Below are 18610 nucleotides of genomic sequence, written 5' to 3' on the forward strand. Positions count from 1 at the left end.
TATCAGATGTTCGCCGATCCCAAAAGGCCTCAACGCGGAAGAGTTCGAGGCGCTTCGCTGCCAGAGGCCTCTGGCCTGCACAGATCGGTTCGCTGGCAGCGAGGAGGACCGAAGGAGTCGCACCTCCAAATGCAGCCATGACCGATTTTTCCACTTTGCCTACTCTGTGAATTCGAGCTCTCCCCTCGGGCGAAAACCCATGGAGCGACGCGATCTCCGGGGTTATAGGGTGCGCGAAGTATTGTGTGGGATCAGAAAAGGAAGTGTGATGAGAGACCAACGGAAGAGACAGAGATATGCGACGCTGCGCCGTGTGCCCCTCGCTGTCGCTATCGCTTTGGCGACTGCCACCCCTTTCATAACTGCCTTTCCAGCAAGCGCAGTTGACGGTCCATCAAGTTTGGTGGCCAGCAGTACGGACGCTTCGGATGAATCCACAGCGCTGGCCGAGGCCGCCGAGTCGGGCGAGCCGGTCGAGGTGCTCTCGCGGCGCACCGAGACGTCCCAAGTGTTCGCCAACCCGTCCGGCACTTTCACCGAGGAGCGGTTCGCCACCGCCCAGTGGGTGCGTCAGGGCAGGAAGCTGGTGGACATCGACACCACTCTGCACCGCGGCGCGGACGGGAAGATCACGCCGAAGGCGACCGGCGTGGGACTTGAGTTCTCCGGCGGTGGCGGGGGGCCGCTGGCCACCATCACACGTGACGGACGCAGTATTTCCCTGTCCTGGCCGACTCCGCTGGCCCAGCCTGTGATCTCAGAGGACACAGCCACGTACGCGGACGTGCTGCCGGACGTGGACCTCAAGCTGCGGGCCACGGCTTCTGGATTCGCCCAGCTCCTGGTGGTCAAGACTCCCGAGGCCGCCGCCAACCCGGAGTTGAGGACCATCTCCTACGGCATGTCCACCGACGGCGTGAATGTCACCACGGACAACTACGGGAACGTCAGCGCGGTCAACCCGGGTGGCCAGGAGCTCTTCACTGCACCCGCCCCTCGCATGTGGGACAGCACGCAGAGCCGGCCCGGCGCTCGTACAGCCCTGGTGGCAGACGCGGCTGCAGGTCCTGCCCCCGCCACCGATGAGTTCGAACCCGGGCATGGCGCTCAGCAGGCCGCGATGCCGGTGCGCCTCAACGACGACGCCTTGGAACTGACTCCGGACGCGGAGCTGATGACGGGTGATGACACTAAGTACCCCGTGTACATCGACCCGTTCATCGAGGGCTCGCGGCAGTCGTGGACCATCGCCTACAAGAAGACGCCCACCAGCGCGTACTTCAACGGTGCCGGATGGGGTGGCTCGGGCCACTCCACCAGCGAGGCGCGGGTGGGCTATGAGGACGAGACCAACGGACTGGCGCGTTCGTACTTCCAGATGAACTCCAAGAGCCTGTGGAGCACGAACAAGCAGGTCATCTCCTCGACCTTCCGGATCAGGAACACCTGGTCCTGGTCGTGCACGAAGAAGCCGGTCGAGCTGTGGGGAACCGGCGCCATCAACTCCTCCACCACCTGGAACAATCAGCCCGCCAAGCGGGAGCGGCTCGACACCGTCACCGACGCCAGGGGCTGGGGCAGCGACTGCCCCGCCGGGAACCTCGCCTTCGACACCACCGCCGCCGCCAAGGACGCCGTCGCGGGCAAGTGGCCGACCATCACCCTCGGTCTCATCGCCGGCGACGAGGCAGACGTGTACGGGTGGAAGAAGTTCGATGCCAAGACCGCGGTGATGTCCACCGAGTACAACACCCCTCCCGAGGCTCCCATCGGCATGGACACCCTCCCCAGTACCAGGAACGCCTCCGGCTGCAACACCACGCCTTACGGGCTCATCGGCAACACCGACCTCTACGTCACCGCAAAGGTCAGCGACAAGGACGGCGGTACGGTCAAGGCCCACTTCAACCTCTGGGCAGCCGGCCACCATCCCAACGACGAACCCAACGGCTTCCTGATCGTCGACCAGACCCTGTCCATCACCTCCGGCACCGTCGCCAAACTCAAGATCCCCAAGGCCACACTCAGCAAGTACCTCAGCCTCTCCAACGGCGACTTCGCATGGAAGGTCCAGGCCCAGGACACCAGGGCCAGCTCGGCCTGGGTACCCGCAGCAGCCTGCCGGTTCATCTTCGATCCCAACCGGCCCAGCACCCCACCCGCCATCGCCTCCAGCCAGTTCCCCGACGGCAGTGACGGCTGGCCCTCCACCACCGGCTCCGTCCGTACCGAGGGAACCTTCGTCATCTCCAGCGGCGGCGTGAGCGACGTCACCACCTACGAGTACTGGACCGACACCGACCCCACCGTCCGTACCGCCACCCCCGGCAGCACCGGAGGAAGCGTCAGCATCAAACTCACGCCCACCACAGCCGGCTCCAACCACCTCTATGCCCGCAGCATCGACCGGGCCGGCAACAAGTCCGACAGCGCCGACTACCTCTACTACGCCAACGGCCCCACGCAGGCCGACCAGCCCGGTGACATCAATGGCGACGGCAACCCCGACATGTGGGCCGTCGACAAGGACGGCACCCTCCACCGCTACTACGGCGCAGGTGACGGCACCCTCACCGACAACGCCAAGACCGCCTCCGACTTCAACTGGACCGGAGTGAAAATCACCCACCGCGGCGACTGGACCGACGACGGCTACGAAGACCTCATCGCTCTGCGCCCGGACACCGCCACCGGCACCAGCCGTCTTTGGATCCACCCCAACAACGGCTACGGCTTCGCCTGTACCGACTGCTCAGGCATCGAATCCGACAGCCGGGAACTCCTCACCTACGATCCGGCCAACAACCACTGGAGCGACGCCGACGCCGTCCTCGCCATCGGCGACGTCGACGGTCCCCTCGATATCGACAACGACGGCACCCCCGACATCCCCGGCTACCCTGACCTGCTCGTCCGCAACGGGAACCTGCTCTGGCTCTACTACGGTTCCTTCGACAACCGGCTCGACACCGACCGCGAACCCATCCTCATAGGCTCGGATAACTGGGGCCGGCAAGACCTCTTCGCCCCCGGTGACACCAACGGCGACGGCCGTGTCGACCTCGGCTCACGCGACCGCACCACCGGCGACGTGTTCGTCTACCACGGCACCAGCGACGACGGCGACGGTCTCGCCGACCAGACCACCAAGGTCCAGGCCGGCAGCCAGTTCGCCGTTGCCGCCAATCCCCTGATCACCTCGCCCGGAGACGCCGACCACAGCGGCGCCTTCGACATCTGGTACACCCGCAACACCGACGGGGCAGCCAGCCTCATCGCCTACCTCGAACTCGGCACCGAGAACAAGACCAAGGTCACCGTCGCAGGCGACTGGACCGGCTACCAGGCCATCAGCTGAGCCGTATGGCCAGCCGTGTCCGTACCGTGCCGTACGGGCGCGGCTGGCCTTCGAGCTCAGGAGCGCTGCCAGACGGCTCCGCTCGATTGCTGGACCGGCGTTGTCAGTGCCGCGTGCCACGATCGGGTCATGACTTCGACAGCCTGGGACTCCCTCGCCGACTCGTTCGACCAGGAACCCGACCACGGCCTACTGGACCCCGCCGTCCGCGCGGCCTGGTCCGCCCGTCTGGCGGCCTGGCTGCCGGCCGGGCCGGGCCGGGTGCTGGACCTCGGGTGCGGTACGGGAAGCCTGGCGCTGCTCGCGGCCGAACGTGGTCACCGGGTGACCGCGGTCGACCTGTCGTCCCGCATGGCCGCCCTGGCCGCCAGGAAGCTCGCGGGCACGGACGCCGAGGTGCTGATAGGTGACGCGGCCCGGCCGCCGGTGGGGGAGCGGAGCGTCGACGTGGTGCTGGCCCGCCATGTGCTGTGGACACTGCCGGACCCCGAACGGGTGCTCCGCCACTGGATGTCGCTGCTGCGCCCGGGCGGCCGGCTGGTGCTGATCGAAGGCGTCTGGTCCGGCACGGGCCTCCCGGCCTCCCGTCTTATAACCGCCCTGACCTCGCTCACCGACCGGGTCCACCACGAGCCTCTCTCGGCGGACCCCGCCCTCTGGGGCCGCCCCGTCGACGACGAGCGTTACGCCCTGACAGCCACCCTCGACGGGGCGGCTCCACCGTCCGGCGACTGAGGACGGAGCGGCGCCCGGACGGGCCCGGTGAAGCCTCGCCGTCGTGGGGCTGTACGGTCGCGGGGCCTTGCGTCAGGGCAGGGCTCGGACGTGTCGTACCTCCCTCGCGCAGACCTCGTAGCCGAACCACTTGTTGATCGCCAGCATCGGGCCGTTCTCCGCGTCATTGGTGGTGTACGCCTCCGTACGGCCGGCCGCGCGGGCGCGGTGGAGGGAGGCCGTCTTCGCGTGCTTCGCCAGGCCCCGGCCGCGGAACGCGCGCAGGGTGCCGGTCATGCCGGACATATAGCGGGTGCGGCCGTCCGTATGGGCCAGGGTGTACGCCACGACGCGGCCGTCGGCGACCACCACGGTCGTCGACTCGCGGTCCAGACAAGGGTTGTTCCAGGTATGGCCCAGCCAGTCCTCGTAGTCGTCGAAGTCCGTGCCGATGTCGCTCGGTTCGTCGGACGTCGCCTCCGCGTCCGCCTCGAACAGCGGTCGCGGATCGTCCTCGAAGTCCGCGGCCGTACGCAGCTCGAACCCCGGCGGCAGCCGCGGCGGCTCCGGCAGTACGGCCCCGGCCAGGTCGAGCCGCTGGAAGTGCGCGGGGCGGGTCGCGCGGTAGCCGTGGTGCTCGGCGAAGTCCAGGCTCGCCGGTTCGTCCAGGACCCAGCAGTAGACGCTGGTCGCGCCCTCGACCGCGAGATGCTCCTCGGCCGTACGGAGCAGCAGCGAGCCCGCGCCCCGGCCCCGCCGTGCCGGATGGACCTGTGGAGTGACGGACGACTGCCCGGGGTCGGTGCTGTCGTACGCGACGCCGACATGCGCCGAGCCGATCAACTCGCCGTCCTCCTCGGCCACCAGCAGACGGAACTTCCTCGCCGGATTGGCATGCGCGACCTCGAAGAGGACGGACTCCTCGGTCATCACCACATAGGGCGTGCAGATCTGCCGCAGCCGCACCACGGCCCCGGCGTCCTCGGTACGGAAATCACGGACGATCACAGTCATGGGGCGGCACGGTACGCGCGTCCCGCGCCGGACCGCCTCCCCTTTTCCCGCGGCCCCTTTCCCGTCGGATTCCGCGGTCCTCCCCGGGAACGCCCGGCTCCGGACGCGGTGGTGCCCCGGTGGGGGAGAATCGGTCCGTGACCCTGCAGATCGTGATCGACCCGGCCGACTCGACCGCTCCGTACGAGCAGCTCCGTACCCAGATCTCCGAGCGGGCCCGCTCCGGCGCGCTGCCCGTGGGGTACAGACTGCCGACCGTCCGGGGGCTCGCCGAGGATCTGGGCCTGGCCGCCAACACCGTCGCCAAGGCCTACCGCGCCCTGGAGTCCGACGGGGTGATCGAGACCCGGGGCAGGAACGGCACGTTCGTCGCCGCCGCCGGGGACGCCGCCGAGCGGGAGGCCGCGAGCGCCGCGCAGGCGTACGCGGAGCGCGCGCGGCGCCTCGGCCTCGACCGGGCCGCCGCGCTGGCCGCCGCCGAGGACGCGGTACGGGCCGTCTACGCGACCTGACCCGGCGACGTGCTCCGTGACGCGGCGACCTGGCCCGTGACGCGGCGGCTCGCCCCGTGACGCGGCGATGCGCGCCGGGGCCCGGCGACGGCTGGCCCCTCGGCGACGCGCCGCCCGCCCCCGGCGCGATCAGAGATAGAGGCCCGCGTCCGAACCGGACTGCTGGGACGGCACCGAAGCGGGCCCACTGCCCCGGCGCAGCGCGTACAGCTCCGCCAGCGTCGCGCCCTCGCGCCCCACCGACGCCTCCCAGTCGCCGTCCTCCCTGGTCAGCCAGGACAGCGCCTCCGGCCGGGTCAGCGACCCCACCTCGATCCTGGCCAGACAGCGGCCGGGACGGACCACCGCCGGGTGCAGCCGCTCCAGATCCTCATTGGTCGTCACCCCCACCAGAACGTTCCTGCCCTGTCCCAGCAGCCCGTCCGTGAGGTTCAGCAGCCGCGACAGCGCCTGGCCCGCCGTGTGTTTGGCCTCGCCCCGGATCAGCTCGTCGCAGTCCTCCAGGAGCAGCAGCCGCCAGCGGCCCTTGGCCGAGCCGTCGTCCTCGCCGATCGCGATGTCCATCAGATAGCCGACGTCGTTGAAGAGCCGCTCCGGGTCCAGTACGCAGTCGACCTGGCACCAGTCGCGCCAGGAGCGGGCCAGCGTACGCAGTGCCGAGGTCTTGCCGGTGCCGGGCGGGCCGTGCAGCAGGAGCAGCCGGCCCGCGATGTCGTCCGGGGTCACCTTCATCAGCCGGTCCATCGCGTCGGCAACCGGCGCGGTGTAGTTGGGCCGGATCTCGTCCCAGGTACCGGCCGCGATCTGCCGGGTGGTGCGGTGCGGGCCGCGCCGCGGCGACACGTACCAGAAGCCCATCGTCACATTCTCCGGCTGCGGCTCCGGCTCGTCCTGCGCGCCGTCGGTCGCCTGCTGATGGACCTTCTCGGCGAGTTCGCGGCTGACGGCCGTGACGGTGACGTCCGCGCCCCGGTTCCAGCGGGAGACCAGCAGCGTCCAGCCGTCGCCCTCGGCGAGGGTCGCGCTGCGGTCGTCGTCGCGCGCCGAGCGCAGCACGGTGGCGCCGGGCGGCAGCAGGGTCACGCCCGACCTGACCCGGTCGATGGTCGAGCTGTGCGAGTACGGCTGCTCGCCCGTCGCGAAACGGCCGAGGAACAGCGCGTCGACCACATCCGACGGCGAGTCGCTGTCGTCGACGGTGAGCCGGATCGGCAGTGCGTCCTGAGGCTTGGCAGACATGCCGCCCATGATCCGGCACGGGGACGGCCTATGCACGGTGTTTTGACTCCGGCGGCGGGCCGCGCCGGGCGCGCGGGCCGGATCCCCGGCCGACGGGTGCCGTACGACCGGAGCCCCGGGGGCCGGTGTTCCGTCCGCGTCACCACCGCCCCGCGGCCGCCGTACGGCCCAGCGAGGCGGCCCGGCGGGCACGGCGCACGATCGCGTACCCCTTGGCCAGGACCCGGTCGGCGGCGAAGGTCCGGGCGACCGAACGGCCCTCGACGAGCCGCCCGAACTCCTCCGGGCGGCGGTGCGCCGTACGGTCACCCGCTCCAGCGCGTACGGGCCCTGGCGGCGCCGGGCCAGCGCGTTGCCCACCGCGACGGACTGCGCGAACCCGGCGGCGCGGACCGTACGCCGTACGCCTCGGCTGGAGTAGCCGTACGGGTACGCGAAGGAGTCCGGCGCCGTGCCCAGTTCCCCGGCGATGATCTCCCGGCAGCGCCGGACCTCGGACCCGAGCCGGCCGTCGCCGAGCTGGTCCAGTTCGGGGTGGGTGTGGCTGTGGCCGCCGATCTCCATGCCGGCCCCGGCCAGTTCGCGCACCTGGTCCCAGTCGAGCATGGTGTCGGGCGCGCCGCCCTCGTCGTACGGTCCGCGCAGCCACCCGGTCGAGACGAACAGGGTGGCGGTGAAGGAGTACGAGGCGAGGACGGGGAGGGCGTGCCGGTGCACGCCCTCGTATGCTGCCGGTACTCCCGGGTGAGCCGTTCCAGCAGGGCCGCGTTGTGGTCGACCACGAGCAGGGTCTCCAGGGCGGGCAGCGACTGGGCCCGTACCGAGTCGACCGCCGCGAGGATGTCCTGCCAGCGGTCCTCGGTATAGACGCAGATCACCACGGAGAAGGGCCGGTGATGACGAGCCTGGTGATGACGCACCTGCTGACGGTGGGCCAGGTGACCGTGGGTCCGGTGCGGGCCGCTCATGACGCCTCTCCCCGCGGCACCGCGCCCCGGAGCGCCGCCGCGCCGGTACGGACGGCCCGCGCCGCCCGGGTACGCGCCGTCCGTGCCGCCCGGGGCACGCCCCGCTCGCGGAGGATCACCCGGAGGACGCGGAGGCCGTCCCGTACGGCTCTCAGATTGCTGGCGCCGTGGATCCGGTCGTACTCGTGGCTGGGTATCTCCTGCACCTTCGGCCCGGCCTTGACGACCCGGATGTTCATCAGGGTCTCGACCTCGAACCCGGTGCAGTCCAGGGTGATGTCGTCCAGGCAGTGCCGCCAGAAGGCGTTGTAGCCGTAGCAGAGATCGGTGTGGCGGGCGCCGAACTTGGCGTTGACGACGGCGCACAGGACCCGGTTGCCGAGCTTGCGGATCGCGGTCATGTCGTCCGTACCGCCGCCGTTCGCGAAACGGGAGCCCTTGGCGAAGTCGGCGCCGGACACCAGGGCCGACACATAGGAGACGATCTCCTGGCCGTCGGCCGAGCCGTCCGCGTCGATCACCACGATGATGTCGCCCGTGCAGGCCGCGAATCCGCTGATCAGGGCATCGCCCTTGCCCTTGCCGCGCTGAGCGGCGACCTTGACCTCCGGCCACAGCTCGCGGGCCACCCGCACGGTGTCGTCGCTCGAATCGCCGTCGACCAGGACGACTTCATGGATCCAGTCGGGCAGGCTCGCGAAGACGTACGGAAGGTTGCGAGCCTCGTTCATCGCGGGAATCACGACGCTCACGGGCGGCGCGATCGCGAGATACGAGGAGACGGGCCGGTAGCGCAGGGCGGGCAGCCCGCCCCCGACCGGGGCCCGGCGGGCGGGGCGGCTGCCACTGGTGCCACTTCGTTCGCCAACGGCTCTTCGCCCGGTGCCGCCGGGCGCAGAAAAGCGCTCACGAGTCGTGTTCCCTCTCGTCCGGTGGACCGCCCGCCCCCGGGCGGTCCGGCCGGGTTTCCGGTTCGAAAGGGGGGTTCTCACCCCGGACATGACGGCATGGCACTCCGTTGAGCGGGTGAGCTGTGGTATTGGCCGCGGCACGCGACTCGGCCCCGGGCCCTGCCGGCCAGGGGCGGTCACCGAGCGGCACCCCTAGGACCCGACGACAGCGTGACGACAGGCCCTATTGCGCGCCCCGCCCCGGGAACCATCGCGGCACTTGAGCCCTCCCCTGGAACCGCCATGCCGTGGACCGAGACCGATGGACCGATGCGGGTGGATGTACGGCGGTATTGATGAATCGGACTGTATGGCAAGACCTGGGATCTCGAATCGCTTTTGGCTTTTTTGGCCGTACTTAGACGGTCACATCCCGTACCTCCCCGATCGTTTCCATTCGATCTCCGATCGATCCCCGGCAGGCGCAGGGCACCTCCGAAACCCCGCGGAAATGTTTTTGGCATGGACACTTCCAGTGAACTGTGGCGGCTGGTACCACAGTTCAGGCAGAAACCCTGCCCCTGCTTCGGAGAGGTCCCATGAAACTGTCCCGAATCACGGCACTCACGTCCTCGCTCGTCCTGGGGGTGGTGCTCGCTCTCACCGGAGCGGCCGCCGCCCAGGCCGCCCCCGCAGCCGCCGTCGACTATGTGGCGCTGGGGGACTCGTACTCCTCCGGCGTCGGAGCCGGCGCCTACGACAGTTCCAGCGGCAACTGCAAGCGCACCCCCAGGGCCTATCCGGCACTCTGGGCGGCCGCGAACGCACCCACGACCTTCGCCTTCACCGCGTGCTCCGGCGCTCGTACGGGTGATGTGACCGCCGGTCAGCTCGGCCCGCTCAACGCGGCCACCGACCTCGTCAGCATCAGCATCGGCGGCAACGACGCCGGCTTCGCCGATGTGATGACCACCTGTGTCCTCCAGTCCGAGGCCACGTGTCTCAACCGGGTCGCGCAGGCCCGCAGTTACGTCGACAGCACCCTGCCCGGAAACCTCAACTCGGTGTACGGCGCGATCAGATCGAAGGCTCCCTCGGCCCGCGTGGTCGTCCTCGGCTACCCGCGCTTCTACCAGCTCAACGGCACCTGTGTGGTGGGGCTGAGCGAGAACGAGCGCGCCGCGATCAACGCCGCCTCCGACCACCTCAACTCGGTGACCAGCAAGCGCGCCGCCGCCCACGGCTTCACTTTCGCCAGTGTCGCCGGGGCCTTCACCGGGCATGAGATCTGCTCGGGCAACGCCTGGCTGCACAGCGTCAACTGGCTCAACATAGGAGAGTCGTACCACCCCACCGCCGCCGGTCAGTCGGGCGGCTACCTGCCGGTCTTCACCTCGGCCGCCTGACGCGGACGGGACCGGCAGCGGGTCCGGGGCGTCCGCCGACGGCCCCGGAGCCGCCGCCGGTCCCGCACCGGTTCCGGCCGGGCGGCGGCGCGTGCGCGGACGGCGGCGCGTGAGCGGGCGGCAGTACGTGAGCGGGCGGTACGGCTCGGAGGGGTGAAGGCGCCGCCTGGCGAAATGTCCAACTACCCCTGAAATGCGGTGGATCGAGCCATGGGCGTCAATCCCCGTACGGGTGTGGTTCCTTGCGAAGGCGGGATACCCGAGTGTCGTGAGGGGGCGCTAGGGTTAACCTGCCCGGGTCGGGTGCCCTCGTACGGGTGGGGAGTGACATGAAACAGATAACGGCACACAGCAGGGCGCGAGTCCCTGCGGTCACGTGCGGGAGCAGCGCGACCAGTACGCGCCTCGACCGCCATCTCTCGGTGCTCGGCGGTCCCGCCGCCCCGCAGGGAGAGACGGCCGAGGCGACGCTCCTGATGCGCGAACTGACCGCGCGGGACGCGTCCGAGACGCACCGGAGCAAGGGCGCGCGGGTCTCGCTCTTCGCGCCGCTGCGCCGGCTGCGCCGCTCGCTGTTCGGCAGCCGCCACTGAGCTTCGCGGCGGTGAACCGGTGGCCGGCCCGTTCCGGTGCTCCGGTGTTCAGACGATCCCTCACGCGCCCGGGTGATCCCGGCCCTCCGGCGCGGTGCCCTTCCCGCTCCCCGTCCTCCCCAACGGTCCCGCGGCACCGCGCCGGACGTCCCCCGGGCGTCCCCTCCCGGATGTCCCTCCGGCGCGGGGCTCCGCTCCACTCCCGCTCGACCCGTACTCGAGTGCCGCTCGACCCGCGCTTGAAGCCTGCTTGATTTCCGCGCGCTTCTGCAATCAGATCAGCATTTTCCGTGCGCGCTTCTGCGCTCAGATCAGCGCGAACTGGCCTTCCGGGCCCTCTTCGTGATGGTCCAGTACGGAGGCCGGCCGCCGTGCCGCCGCCGGGATTGGCAGGATGCCCGCGGCCCGTAGCTCCTCCCGGCCGATCTCCGGGCCGCCGCGCAGCTCCTTCCGGAGCGGACGGAGTTCCGCGAGCAACGCCAGGACCGTGATCAGTTCCAGCAGTTCCGAGGTCCACTCCTGGGGCCAGGCCGCCGGCCGGATCGCCTCCAGCGTGCCCGGCTCGGCGGGCACGGTACGCCGCTCGAACCACGCCTCCAGGACGCGTACCCCGCTCACCGTGAACTCCCACGCCCCGTGCGGTACGGGCGAGATCCGGCCCGTACCGAGCAGCAGGGCCTCGTCCTCCGGTTCGTAAGCGATCTCCTCGGGCTGGGCGGGAATCGCGGCCCGTACGTAGGGCCGTCGGCCGCCCGGCAGCCGGGGCCGCTCGCCGCCGCGCGCCCCGCGGAGCTGGACCTCGGTCATCCGCCGCCCCAGCGCGACCCCGGAGGCCCAGACGTCCGGATCGGCGGTCAGCGGGACCACGGGGCCCTCGGGGGAGGGGACGGCGGCGGCCACGGCCCACGCCAGCAGCTCCTCGGCGCCGACCTCGTGCCCGTACCGGAGCGAGAGGAGCGCGAGCAGTCCGGGGGCGACATTGGGTTCCGTACCGCCGGGGCGGCGGTAGAGCGGCCGGATACGCCCCGGCCCGCCCCCGGCGGAACGTCCGTCCGGCAGCAGACCGGTCACCAGCAGCGCGGGGCCCTCGCCCTGCGGTACGTACCCCTGCTCCAGGGCGAAGAGCTGATGCTCGTCGGCGACCCGCCACAGCTCGGGGCGCGCCGCGTCGATCAGCCGGTGGTCCGGGATCAGCCACTGCTCGTCGAACGGTCCGTGCAGTACGCGGCGCGGCGGCGGGCAGCGCCCGGACTCCCGGGCGAACCTGCCGGTGCCGGTGGTTCCGCCCGGCAGCGCGGCGACCGCGCTGTGCGGCGTACGGGCCCGGCTCGGCCCGAACAGCGCCTCGCGCTCGGTGCCCGCGGCCTGTACGAGCCGGTCCCAGCGGGCCGTCAGGGACGCCCGGTCGGGGGCCAGGACCCAGGACCTGCCGAGCCGCAGCGGAGCCGCCGACCACGGCAGGAGATCCGCCAGCAGCGGACCACCGCCCGTCGTATTGGACCGCGTCGCCGTCATCCGGACCGCCCTCCCGTCGGTCTGCGCGCACTCGCCCCCCGGCGGCATCGTATCCGGCACCGCCCCGCACCCGCTTTGTCCGCGATCGCGGACGGAAATCGCCGGGCGGACGACGCCACTTCCGAAACACGCGCCAGGTCCTGTCCGGCGGATCTTCGTGGATCAGACCGTGGCGGTCCCTCCCGTGCCGTTCAGGCTACGGGGGAGGATCGCAAGGCGGAGGCTCGTTCTCGTACTGGACGTACTTGGACGACTCCGACAACGCGGCGAGGCGCCGTGCCGGGCGTCGCGGGCCCGCGAAGATCCGCCGGACACGCCCTACTCGCCCGACGGGCTCTTCCGTGCCTGCTCGGCCGTGAGATCCGTCTCCACCGTCACCGAGAACGAGAAACGGTCGCCCCGGTAGCGGATCCGGGCCACATCCACCACCCGGCCCTCGTCGTCGTACGTCACCCCCGTGTAGTGCAGGATCGGGCTGAGCAGCGGCACCCGCAGCAGTTCCGCCGTGGCCGGGTCCGCGAGGCGCGCCTCGACGGTGTCCGTGATACGGCTGATCCGCACGCCCAGACCGTCACGCAGCACCTTGGTCATCGGCCAGCGCTCCAGATCCGCCACGTCCAGCCCCGCCGCGATCTCCGGACGGACCGCGTTCTCCGCCCAGTTGACCGGCTCCCCGCTCTCGCCGTCGCAGCGCAGCCGCCGGTAGCCGATCACCTCGTCGAGCCCCGGGAAGTACTCGGCGAGTTCACCGGGGACCGGGGCCGGACCGTGTCCGAGTACGGTCGTACGCTCCCCCGACTGCTGCGCCACGATCGCGTCGACCGAGCCCAGCAGCCGGCGCGGGGCGCCCCGGCGCACGCCCGGCTCGATAAAGGTGCCGCGCCTGCGGTGCCTGCTGATCAGGCCCTCCTCCTCCAGCTCCTTGAGAGCCTGACGCATCGTCAGCACACTGACCCCGTAGTGCGCGGCGAGCTGCTCCTCGGTGGGCAGCCGCAGCGGATCGTGCGGCCCGCGGCCGAGTATCGAGGCGCGCAGCGACTGCGAGACCTGGTACCACAGCGGCAGCTTGCGGTTCAGGACCAGCGAGTCGGGGGCGAAGGCGGTCACCGGCTCCTCCACAACTGTGATCTCACGCCGGAACCCCTGGCCCGGCGCCCGACGGCCACGGCCCCCTGGGCCGGAGCCGCCGGGGCCGGCACCTTGTGTCAGGGCCTGAAGTGGCGCTCAAGACCCTGCCACACGTCGTCGTAACCCCGCTGGAGATGAGCCGCTCCGGCCGCCTGCGCGGTCGCGGTCACCGGCCAGCGGGTCTCGAACATGAACGCGAGACCGTCGTCGATCTTCTGCGGCTTCAGCTCGGCGGCGCTCGCCCGCTCGAAGGTGTCCCGGTCCGGGCCGTGCGCCGACATCATGTTGTGCAGCGAGCCGCCGCCGGGCACGAAGCCGCCCTCGCCGGCCGCCTTCGCGTCGTACGCGCCCTCGATCAGGCCCATGTACTCGCTCATCACATTGCGGTGGAAGTACGGCGGCCTGAAGGTGTTCTCGCCGACCAGCCAGCGCGGGCCGAAGACCACGAAGTCGGCGTTGGCGAGGCCCGGGGTGTCGGAGGGCGAGGTCAGTACGGTGAAGATCGACGGGTCGGGGTGGTCGTAGCTGATCGACCCGATGACATTGAAACGGCGCAGATCGTATACGTACGGCACATGGCTGCCGTGCCAGGCGACGACATCCAGCGGCGAGTGGTCGTAGGTGGCGGCCCAGAGGTTCCCGCAGAACTTGTTGATCACCTGGACCGGCCGCTCGACGTCCTCGTACGCGGCGACCGGGGCCAGGAAGTCCCGGGCGTTGGCAAGGCCGTTGGCGCCGATCGGGCCGAGATCGGGGAGGGTGAACGGCTGCCCGTAGTTCTCGCAGACATAGCCGCGCGCCGTCTCGTCCAGCAGCTCCACCCGGAAGCGCAGCCCGCGCGGAATCAGCGCGACCTCGCCGGGGCGGGCGGCCAGCAGGCCGAGCTCCGTACGGATCAGCAGTCCGCCGCGCTCGGGGACGATCAGCAGCTCGCCGTCCGCGTCGCTGAACACCCGGTCGGTCATGGCGGTGTTGGCGTGGTAGAGGTGCACGGCCATACCGGTGCGCCGCGTCGCGTCCCCGTTGCCGCCCAGTGTCCAGAGCCCGGCCAGGAAGTCCGTACCGGGAGCCGGATCGGGCAGCGGATTCCAGCGCAGCCGGTTGGGGTCGGGGACGGTCTCGGTGAACGGGGCGCCCCGGACCGCGCCGTTGCCGATCCGTACGAACGGCGGATGCGCGGCCGACGGGCGGATGCGGTACAGCCACGACCGGCGGTTCCGGGCGCGCGGCTCGGTGAACGCGCTGCCGCTGAGCTGCTCCGCGTAGAGCCCGAGCGGCGCGCGCTGCGGGGCGTTGCGGCCGAGCGGCAGTGCGCCGGGGACGGCCTCCGAAGTGTGTTCATTGCCGAAGCCGGGGGAGTGCTCCAGATCCCCGGCGGTCTTGCGTGCCTGCTCGATGCCGCTCATCGTCCGCGTCCGCTCCCTGTTCCCGTGTCCGGCACGGCATTTCCCCCTGCTCCAGGTCCGTACGGCTCGTACCGTCCCGGTCAATCCTATGGACAACCGTAGGATTGTGGCCACGGCACGTCAACGGGCCACGCGGCATCACGGCGCCGGGCTCCTCTTTGGCATCATCGGATGGTGCGGACACGGGGCGGGGACGAGGCGTCCGGGGGGCGGGGCTGGCTCCTCCGGCTGGTCGTCGCCTTCTGCTTCGCGCAGGGCGCGGTGTCGATGGCGCGTCCCGCGGTCTCGTACCGTGCGCTCTCCATGGGCGCGGACGAGCGCGCGATCGGCGTGATCACCGCGGTGTACGCGCTGCTTCCGCTCTTTGTTGCCGTACCGCTGGGCCGCAGGACCGACCGGGGGCGGTGCGCCCCGCTGCTGGCCGCCGGGGTGGTCCTCATATCCGCCGGCTGCGCCCTGAGCGGTACGGCGGGCTCGCTCGCCGCCCTCGCGGTCTGGAGCGGGGTGATGGGCCTCGGACATCTCTGCTTCGTCATCGGTGCCCAGTCGATCGTCGCCCGCCGTAGTGCCCCCGCCGAACAGGACCGCAACTTCGGCCACTTCACCATCGGCGCCTCCCTCGGGCAGCTCGCGGGACCGGCCGCCGCCGGACTGCTGGTCTCCGGCCAGGGCGCCGGCCTGGACCGTACGAGCGCCCTCGCCCTGCTCGCCTCGGCGGGTGTCGCCGCGGCCTCCTTCACCGCGCTCTGGCGGCTCGAACCCCGTACCCCCGCCGCCCCGGCGGCCGGACGGCCGGGGAAGGTGCCCGTCGGGCGGATACTGCGCACCAGAGGTGTCCCCGCGGGCATGTTCATCAGCCTGGCCGTGCTCTCCACGACCGATGTCCTCACCGCCTATCTGCCGGTCGTCGGCGAGCAGCGGGGCATCGCGCCGGCCACCGTCGGACTGCTGCTCAGCCTGCGCGCCGCCGCCACCATCGCCTGCCGGCTGGTGATGCCGCCGATGCTGCGCCTGCTCGGGCGTACGGCCCTGCTCACCGCCACCTGTCTGCTCGGCGGACTGCTGTGCGCGGGCATCGCACTGCCCGTACCGGTGTGGGGACTCGGTCTGGTCGTGGCCGCGCTCGGGTTCTGTCTGGGGGTCGGCCAGCCGCTGTCGATGACCACCGTCGTACGGGCCGCTCCCGACGAGGCGCGGTCCACCGCCCTGGCGCTGCGGCTCACCGGCAACCGTCTCGGACAAGTCGCCGCGCCCGCCTCCGCCGGTCTTGTGGCGGGGGTCGCCGGAGCGGCCGCGCCCTTCATGATGCTCGGCGCGCTGCTGGTCGCGGCGGCGGGGATGGGACTGCGAAAGCCTGGGGCGACACCGGGTGCGACACCGGGCGGTACACCGGAACCGGCGGGGAAACCGGTTACCGAACCGGTTTTCCGGCGTGGCTCCTGACACCTTCCGAACCCTGGCCCCGAACCTTCGCGTGAAACGTTCCCCGACCGCGCGTAGTCGGCTAACTTCAGGCGTCGCACCCGCTCCACCTCTCCCTCCCCGGGCGGAACATCCATGACTCGCGCCATCTCCCTGCACAGCGTCACCAAGATGTACGGCCGGTCCGCGCCGCCCGCCGTCGACCGCTTCTCGCTGGACATCGCCCCCGGTGAGTTCGTGGTGCTGCTCGGCCCCTCCGGCTGCGGCAAGTCGACCGTGCTCCGCATGATCGCGGGGCTGGAGGACATCACCGAGGGCGAACTCCTGCTCGACGGCGTGTACTCCAACCTCATGCCGTCCCGGGAACGCGGTATGGCGATGGTGTTCCAGAACTTCGCGCTCTACCCGAACATGACCAACCGCGAGAACATCGGCTTCCCGCTGCGGCTGGAGAACCCCCGCGCGGACACCGGCCAGCGGGTGCAGGCCACCGCCAGGATGCTCGGCATCGAGAGCGTGCTCGACCGCTACCCGAGCCAGCTCTCCGGCGGCGAACGCCAGCGGGTCGCGATGGGCCGGGCCATCTCCCGGCGGCCCTCGGCCTTTCTGATGGACGAGCCGCTCTCCAATCTGGACGCCAAGCTCCGTAACCATCTGCGTGCCGAGATAGCCCAGCTCACCGCCGAACTCGGCGTCACCACCGTGTATGTGACGCATGATCAGGCCGAGGCGATGTCGCTGGGCGACCGGGTCGCGGTGATGCGCGGGGGAGTGCTCCAGCAGGTGAGCGCGCCGCGCGAGGTGTACGCGCTGCCGGAGAACGTGTTCGTCGCCGCGTTCATCGGCACCCCGCGGATCAATCTCCTCCAGGCCGTGGTGTACGCGCCGTTGGCCGGGCGGATGTCCATCGACCTGGGCAAGCAGCGGCTGCCGCTGCCCGAACCCCTCAGCTCCGACCACCAGTTGCTCCGGATCCAGCAGGGCCGCCAGATCATCGTGGGGCTGCGGTCCGAGGCCGCGCGTATCGCGTCGCCCAGCGAGGCGCGCTCCGGCGAGGTGGCGCTGAGCGGCATCGTCGAGCACATGGAGTACCAGGGGCACGAGGCACTGGTGCATCTCAACACCGGTTCCCGGCCCGCCGCGGTGACCGAACTCGAATCGCCCAGGCCGGCGGCCCGGCCCAGGACCGCCCCACGCCGGCGCAGGCCCGGCCGGAAGCCGGGCGTGCTGGGACGGCTCCTGGGCCGGGCCGGCGGTCCCGCCGGGGGCGTCGACGAGCCGGAGCCGCCGACGCCCCTCACCTACAGCCCCGACCGCCCGGCCATCACGGCGAGCGATCTCGTCGTCCGTACCGGCCCCGACATGCGGCTGCGGACGGGCGCGCAGGTGCCGCTCCTGGTCGATCTCGCGCATCTGTACGTGTTCGACGACCACGGCCGCCGGATCTGCCCGGCGCCGAGGAAGCTGCCGGGTCTGGACGTGTAGACGGCCGGGCCGGCTGTGCTGTGTGTCCTCGTCCTCGTGTCCTTGTCCTCGATCGTCGGACGGGGCGCTTCTCAGCTCCGGTTTCAGCTCCGGCGCCGTGGGCGTGAGCGCGCCACCGCCACTCCGGCCAGGCACAGCGCTCCGCCCGCCAGTGTGAACAGGCCGGGGACCTCGTCCAGGAACAGCCAGGACATCAGCACCACCAGCGCCGGAACCGCGTAGGTCGTCGCCCCCATCCGCCCCGCCGTCGTACGGGCCAGCGCGTACGCCCAGGTCGTGAACGCGAGCGCGGTCGGGAACACGCCCAGATACACCATGTTGAGCGTGGCGGACAGCGGGGCTCTCCCGATCTCGTCGACAAGCTGCCCCGCGAACGGCAGGCAGGCGACCGCGCCGATCAGACAGCCGAACACCGTCGCCTGGAGCGCGGTCGCCTTGGCCAGGACCGGCTTCTGCGCGACCACCCCGGCCGCGTACGCCACCGCCGCCAGCAGACAGAGCAGCACGCCGAGCACCGAGGCACGTCCCTCGCCCGACATCGAGAGCCCCACCGCCACCGCACCCGCGAACGACACCGCCATGCCCGCCAGCAGCCGGGGCGGCAGTGTCTCGCCCAGCAGCCGGGCGCCGAGCAGGGCGATGAGGACCGGGCCGATGTTCACGACCATCGCGGCCGTGCCCGCGTCCACCTCCCGCTCACCCCAGTTGAGCACCACCATGTACACGCCGAACCACAGCACCCCCGAGACGGCGATCCCGGGCCAGGCCGCCCGGGGCGGGAGACCTTCGCGCCGTACGAGCCAGACCGCGCCGAGGACCAGCGCCCCGGCGAGCAGCCGGCCGAGGGCGAGCGCCCCCGGCGAATAGGCGGCTCCGGCGCTGCGGATCGATACGAAGGCCGAGGCCCAGCAGAAGACCGTCACCCCGGCGGCGGCGAGGGGCAGCCAGGCGACGGGGGGA

The 18610-nt window shown here is 71.1% G+C and carries 13 protein-coding genes and 3 pseudogenes; 7 read left to right on the forward strand and 9 right to left on the reverse strand.

What is annotated here, in order from left to right; translation table 11 throughout:
* Positions 1-403: 403 nt before the first annotated feature.
* Together WH07_RS19370 and WH07_RS19375 are read left to right on the forward strand one after the other, a co-directional pair.
* The gene (locus tag WH07_RS19370; protein ID WP_232788968.1) at positions 404-3358 is read left to right on the forward strand and encodes an FG-GAP-like repeat-containing protein; all 2955 of its coding nucleotides are present in this window, start codon (positions 404-406) and stop codon (positions 3356-3358) included.
* Positions 3359-3487: 129 nt separating this feature from the next.
* Positions 3488-4081, forward strand: a pseudogene (locus tag WH07_RS19375) (class I SAM-dependent methyltransferase); the annotation flags it as partial.
* An 84-nt stretch (positions 4082-4165) separates the two neighbouring features.
* Here WH07_RS19375 and WH07_RS19380 read toward each other — a convergent pair.
* Positions 4166-5086: a GNAT family N-acetyltransferase gene (locus WH07_RS19380; RefSeq protein ID WP_046501407.1), complete on the reverse strand. Its 921-nt coding sequence runs from the start codon at positions 5084-5086 to the stop codon at positions 4166-4168.
* 137 nt (positions 5087-5223) lie between these two features.
* Here WH07_RS19380 and WH07_RS19385 point away from each other — a divergent pair, with 137 nt between their 5' ends.
* Positions 5224-5598 carry a GntR family transcriptional regulator gene (locus tag WH07_RS19385; RefSeq protein WP_046501409.1) on the forward strand — a complete coding sequence of 125 codons (375 nt, stop codon included), beginning with the start codon at positions 5224-5226 and terminating at the stop codon, positions 5596-5598.
* A 129-nt stretch (positions 5599-5727) separates the two neighbouring features.
* Here WH07_RS19385 and WH07_RS19390 read toward each other — a convergent pair whose 3' ends face one another.
* From WH07_RS19390 to WH07_RS19395, 4 genes and pseudogenes are all read right to left on the reverse strand, one after another.
* Entirely contained in the window at positions 5728-6837 is a 1110-nt protein-coding gene (locus WH07_RS19390; RefSeq protein WP_046501433.1) for a DUF5925 domain-containing protein, read from the reverse strand.
* A gap of 139 nt (positions 6838-6976) precedes the next feature.
* A pseudogene (locus tag WH07_RS37755) lies at positions 6977-7563 on the reverse strand (polysaccharide deacetylase family protein); the annotation flags it as partial.
* 2 nt (positions 7564-7565) lie between these two features.
* Positions 7566-7757: pseudogene (locus WH07_RS41260) on the reverse strand (hypothetical protein); the annotation flags it as partial.
* 44 nt (positions 7758-7801) lie between these two features.
* Complete coding sequence (locus WH07_RS19395; RefSeq protein ID WP_198533840.1) at positions 7802-8557, reverse strand: glycosyltransferase family 2 protein; 756 nt, start codon at positions 8555-8557, stop codon at positions 7802-7804.
* Between the two features lie 737 nt (positions 8558-9294).
* On the opposite strand from WH07_RS19395, the gene WH07_RS19400 reads away from it, so the two are divergent.
* Both WH07_RS19400 and WH07_RS19405 read left to right on the forward strand, forming a co-directional pair.
* Positions 9295-10101, forward strand: coding sequence for an SGNH/GDSL hydrolase family protein (locus tag WH07_RS19400; protein ID WP_046501411.1), 807 nt, complete (start codon positions 9295-9297; stop codon positions 10099-10101).
* Between the two features lie 329 nt (positions 10102-10430).
* The gene (locus WH07_RS19405) at positions 10431-10694 is read left to right on the forward strand and encodes a hypothetical protein (RefSeq protein ID WP_046501414.1); all 264 of its coding nucleotides are present in this window, start codon (positions 10431-10433) and stop codon (positions 10692-10694) included.
* A gap of 306 nt (positions 10695-11000) precedes the next feature.
* Here WH07_RS19405 and WH07_RS19410 read toward each other — a convergent pair whose 3' ends face one another.
* The 3 genes from WH07_RS19410 to hmgA form a co-directional block, all read right to left on the reverse strand.
* On the reverse strand, positions 11001-12209 hold the full coding sequence (locus tag WH07_RS19410) for a type ISP restriction/modification enzyme (protein WP_046501416.1): 1209 nt from the start codon (positions 12207-12209) through the stop codon (positions 11001-11003).
* A gap of 318 nt (positions 12210-12527) precedes the next feature.
* Positions 12528-13316: a GntR family transcriptional regulator gene (locus WH07_RS19415; protein ID WP_046501439.1), complete on the reverse strand. Its 789-nt coding sequence runs from the start codon at positions 13314-13316 to the stop codon at positions 12528-12530.
* Between the two features lie 98 nt (positions 13317-13414).
* Positions 13415-14743 (reverse strand): homogentisate 1,2-dioxygenase, encoded by a 1329-nt coding sequence (gene hmgA / locus WH07_RS19420; protein WP_046501420.1) that lies wholly within the window; start codon positions 14741-14743, stop codon positions 13415-13417.
* Positions 14744-14914: 171 nt separating this feature from the next.
* On the opposite strand from hmgA, the gene WH07_RS19425 reads away from it, so the two are divergent.
* Positions 14915-16186, forward strand: a complete 1272-nt coding sequence (locus WH07_RS19425; RefSeq protein ID WP_046501421.1) for an MFS transporter — start codon at positions 14915-14917, stop codon at positions 16184-16186.
* A gap of 114 nt (positions 16187-16300) precedes the next feature.
* A complete protein-coding gene (locus WH07_RS19430; protein WP_046501423.1) occupies positions 16301-17650 on the forward strand; it encodes an ABC transporter ATP-binding protein in 1350 nt (449 codons plus the stop codon).
* A gap of 83 nt (positions 17651-17733) precedes the next feature.
* Here WH07_RS19430 and WH07_RS19435 read toward each other — a convergent pair whose 3' ends face one another.
* Positions 17734-18594 carry a DMT family transporter gene (locus tag WH07_RS19435; RefSeq protein ID WP_063775793.1) on the reverse strand — a complete coding sequence of 287 codons (861 nt, stop codon included), beginning with the start codon at positions 18592-18594 and terminating at the stop codon, positions 17734-17736.
* Between the last annotated feature and the right edge of the window lie 16 nt (positions 18595-18610).

The sequence above is a fragment of the Streptomyces odonnellii genome, from assembly GCF_000981895.1.
Taxonomy (GTDB): Bacteria; Actinomycetota; Actinomycetes; order Streptomycetales; family Streptomycetaceae; genus Streptomyces; species Streptomyces odonnellii.

Excerpts from the sequence above, each read along its gene's own strand:
- WH07_RS19425 (WP_046501421.1), top strand. The coding sequence starts at position 14,915 with ATGGTGCGGACACGGGGCGGGGACGAGGCGTCCGGGGGGCGGGGCTGG.
- WH07_RS19430 (WP_046501423.1), top strand. The coding sequence starts at position 16,301 with ATGACTCGCGCCATCTCCCTGCACAGCGTCACCAAGATGTACGGCCGG.
- WH07_RS19390 (WP_046501433.1), bottom strand. The coding sequence starts at position 6,837 with ATGTCTGCCAAGCCTCAGGACGCACTGCCGATCCGGCTCACCGTCGAC.
- WH07_RS19410 (WP_046501416.1), bottom strand. The coding sequence starts at position 12,209 with ATGACGGCGACGCGGTCCAATACGACGGGCGGTGGTCCGCTGCTGGCG.
- WH07_RS19400 (WP_046501411.1), top strand. The coding sequence starts at position 9,295 with ATGAAACTGTCCCGAATCACGGCACTCACGTCCTCGCTCGTCCTGGGG.
- WH07_RS19380 (WP_046501407.1), bottom strand. The coding sequence starts at position 5,086 with ATGACTGTGATCGTCCGTGATTTCCGTACCGAGGACGCCGGGGCCGTG.
- hmgA (WP_046501420.1), bottom strand. The coding sequence starts at position 14,743 with ATGAGCGGCATCGAGCAGGCACGCAAGACCGCCGGGGATCTGGAGCAC.
- WH07_RS19405 (WP_046501414.1), top strand. The coding sequence starts at position 10,431 with ATGAAACAGATAACGGCACACAGCAGGGCGCGAGTCCCTGCGGTCACG.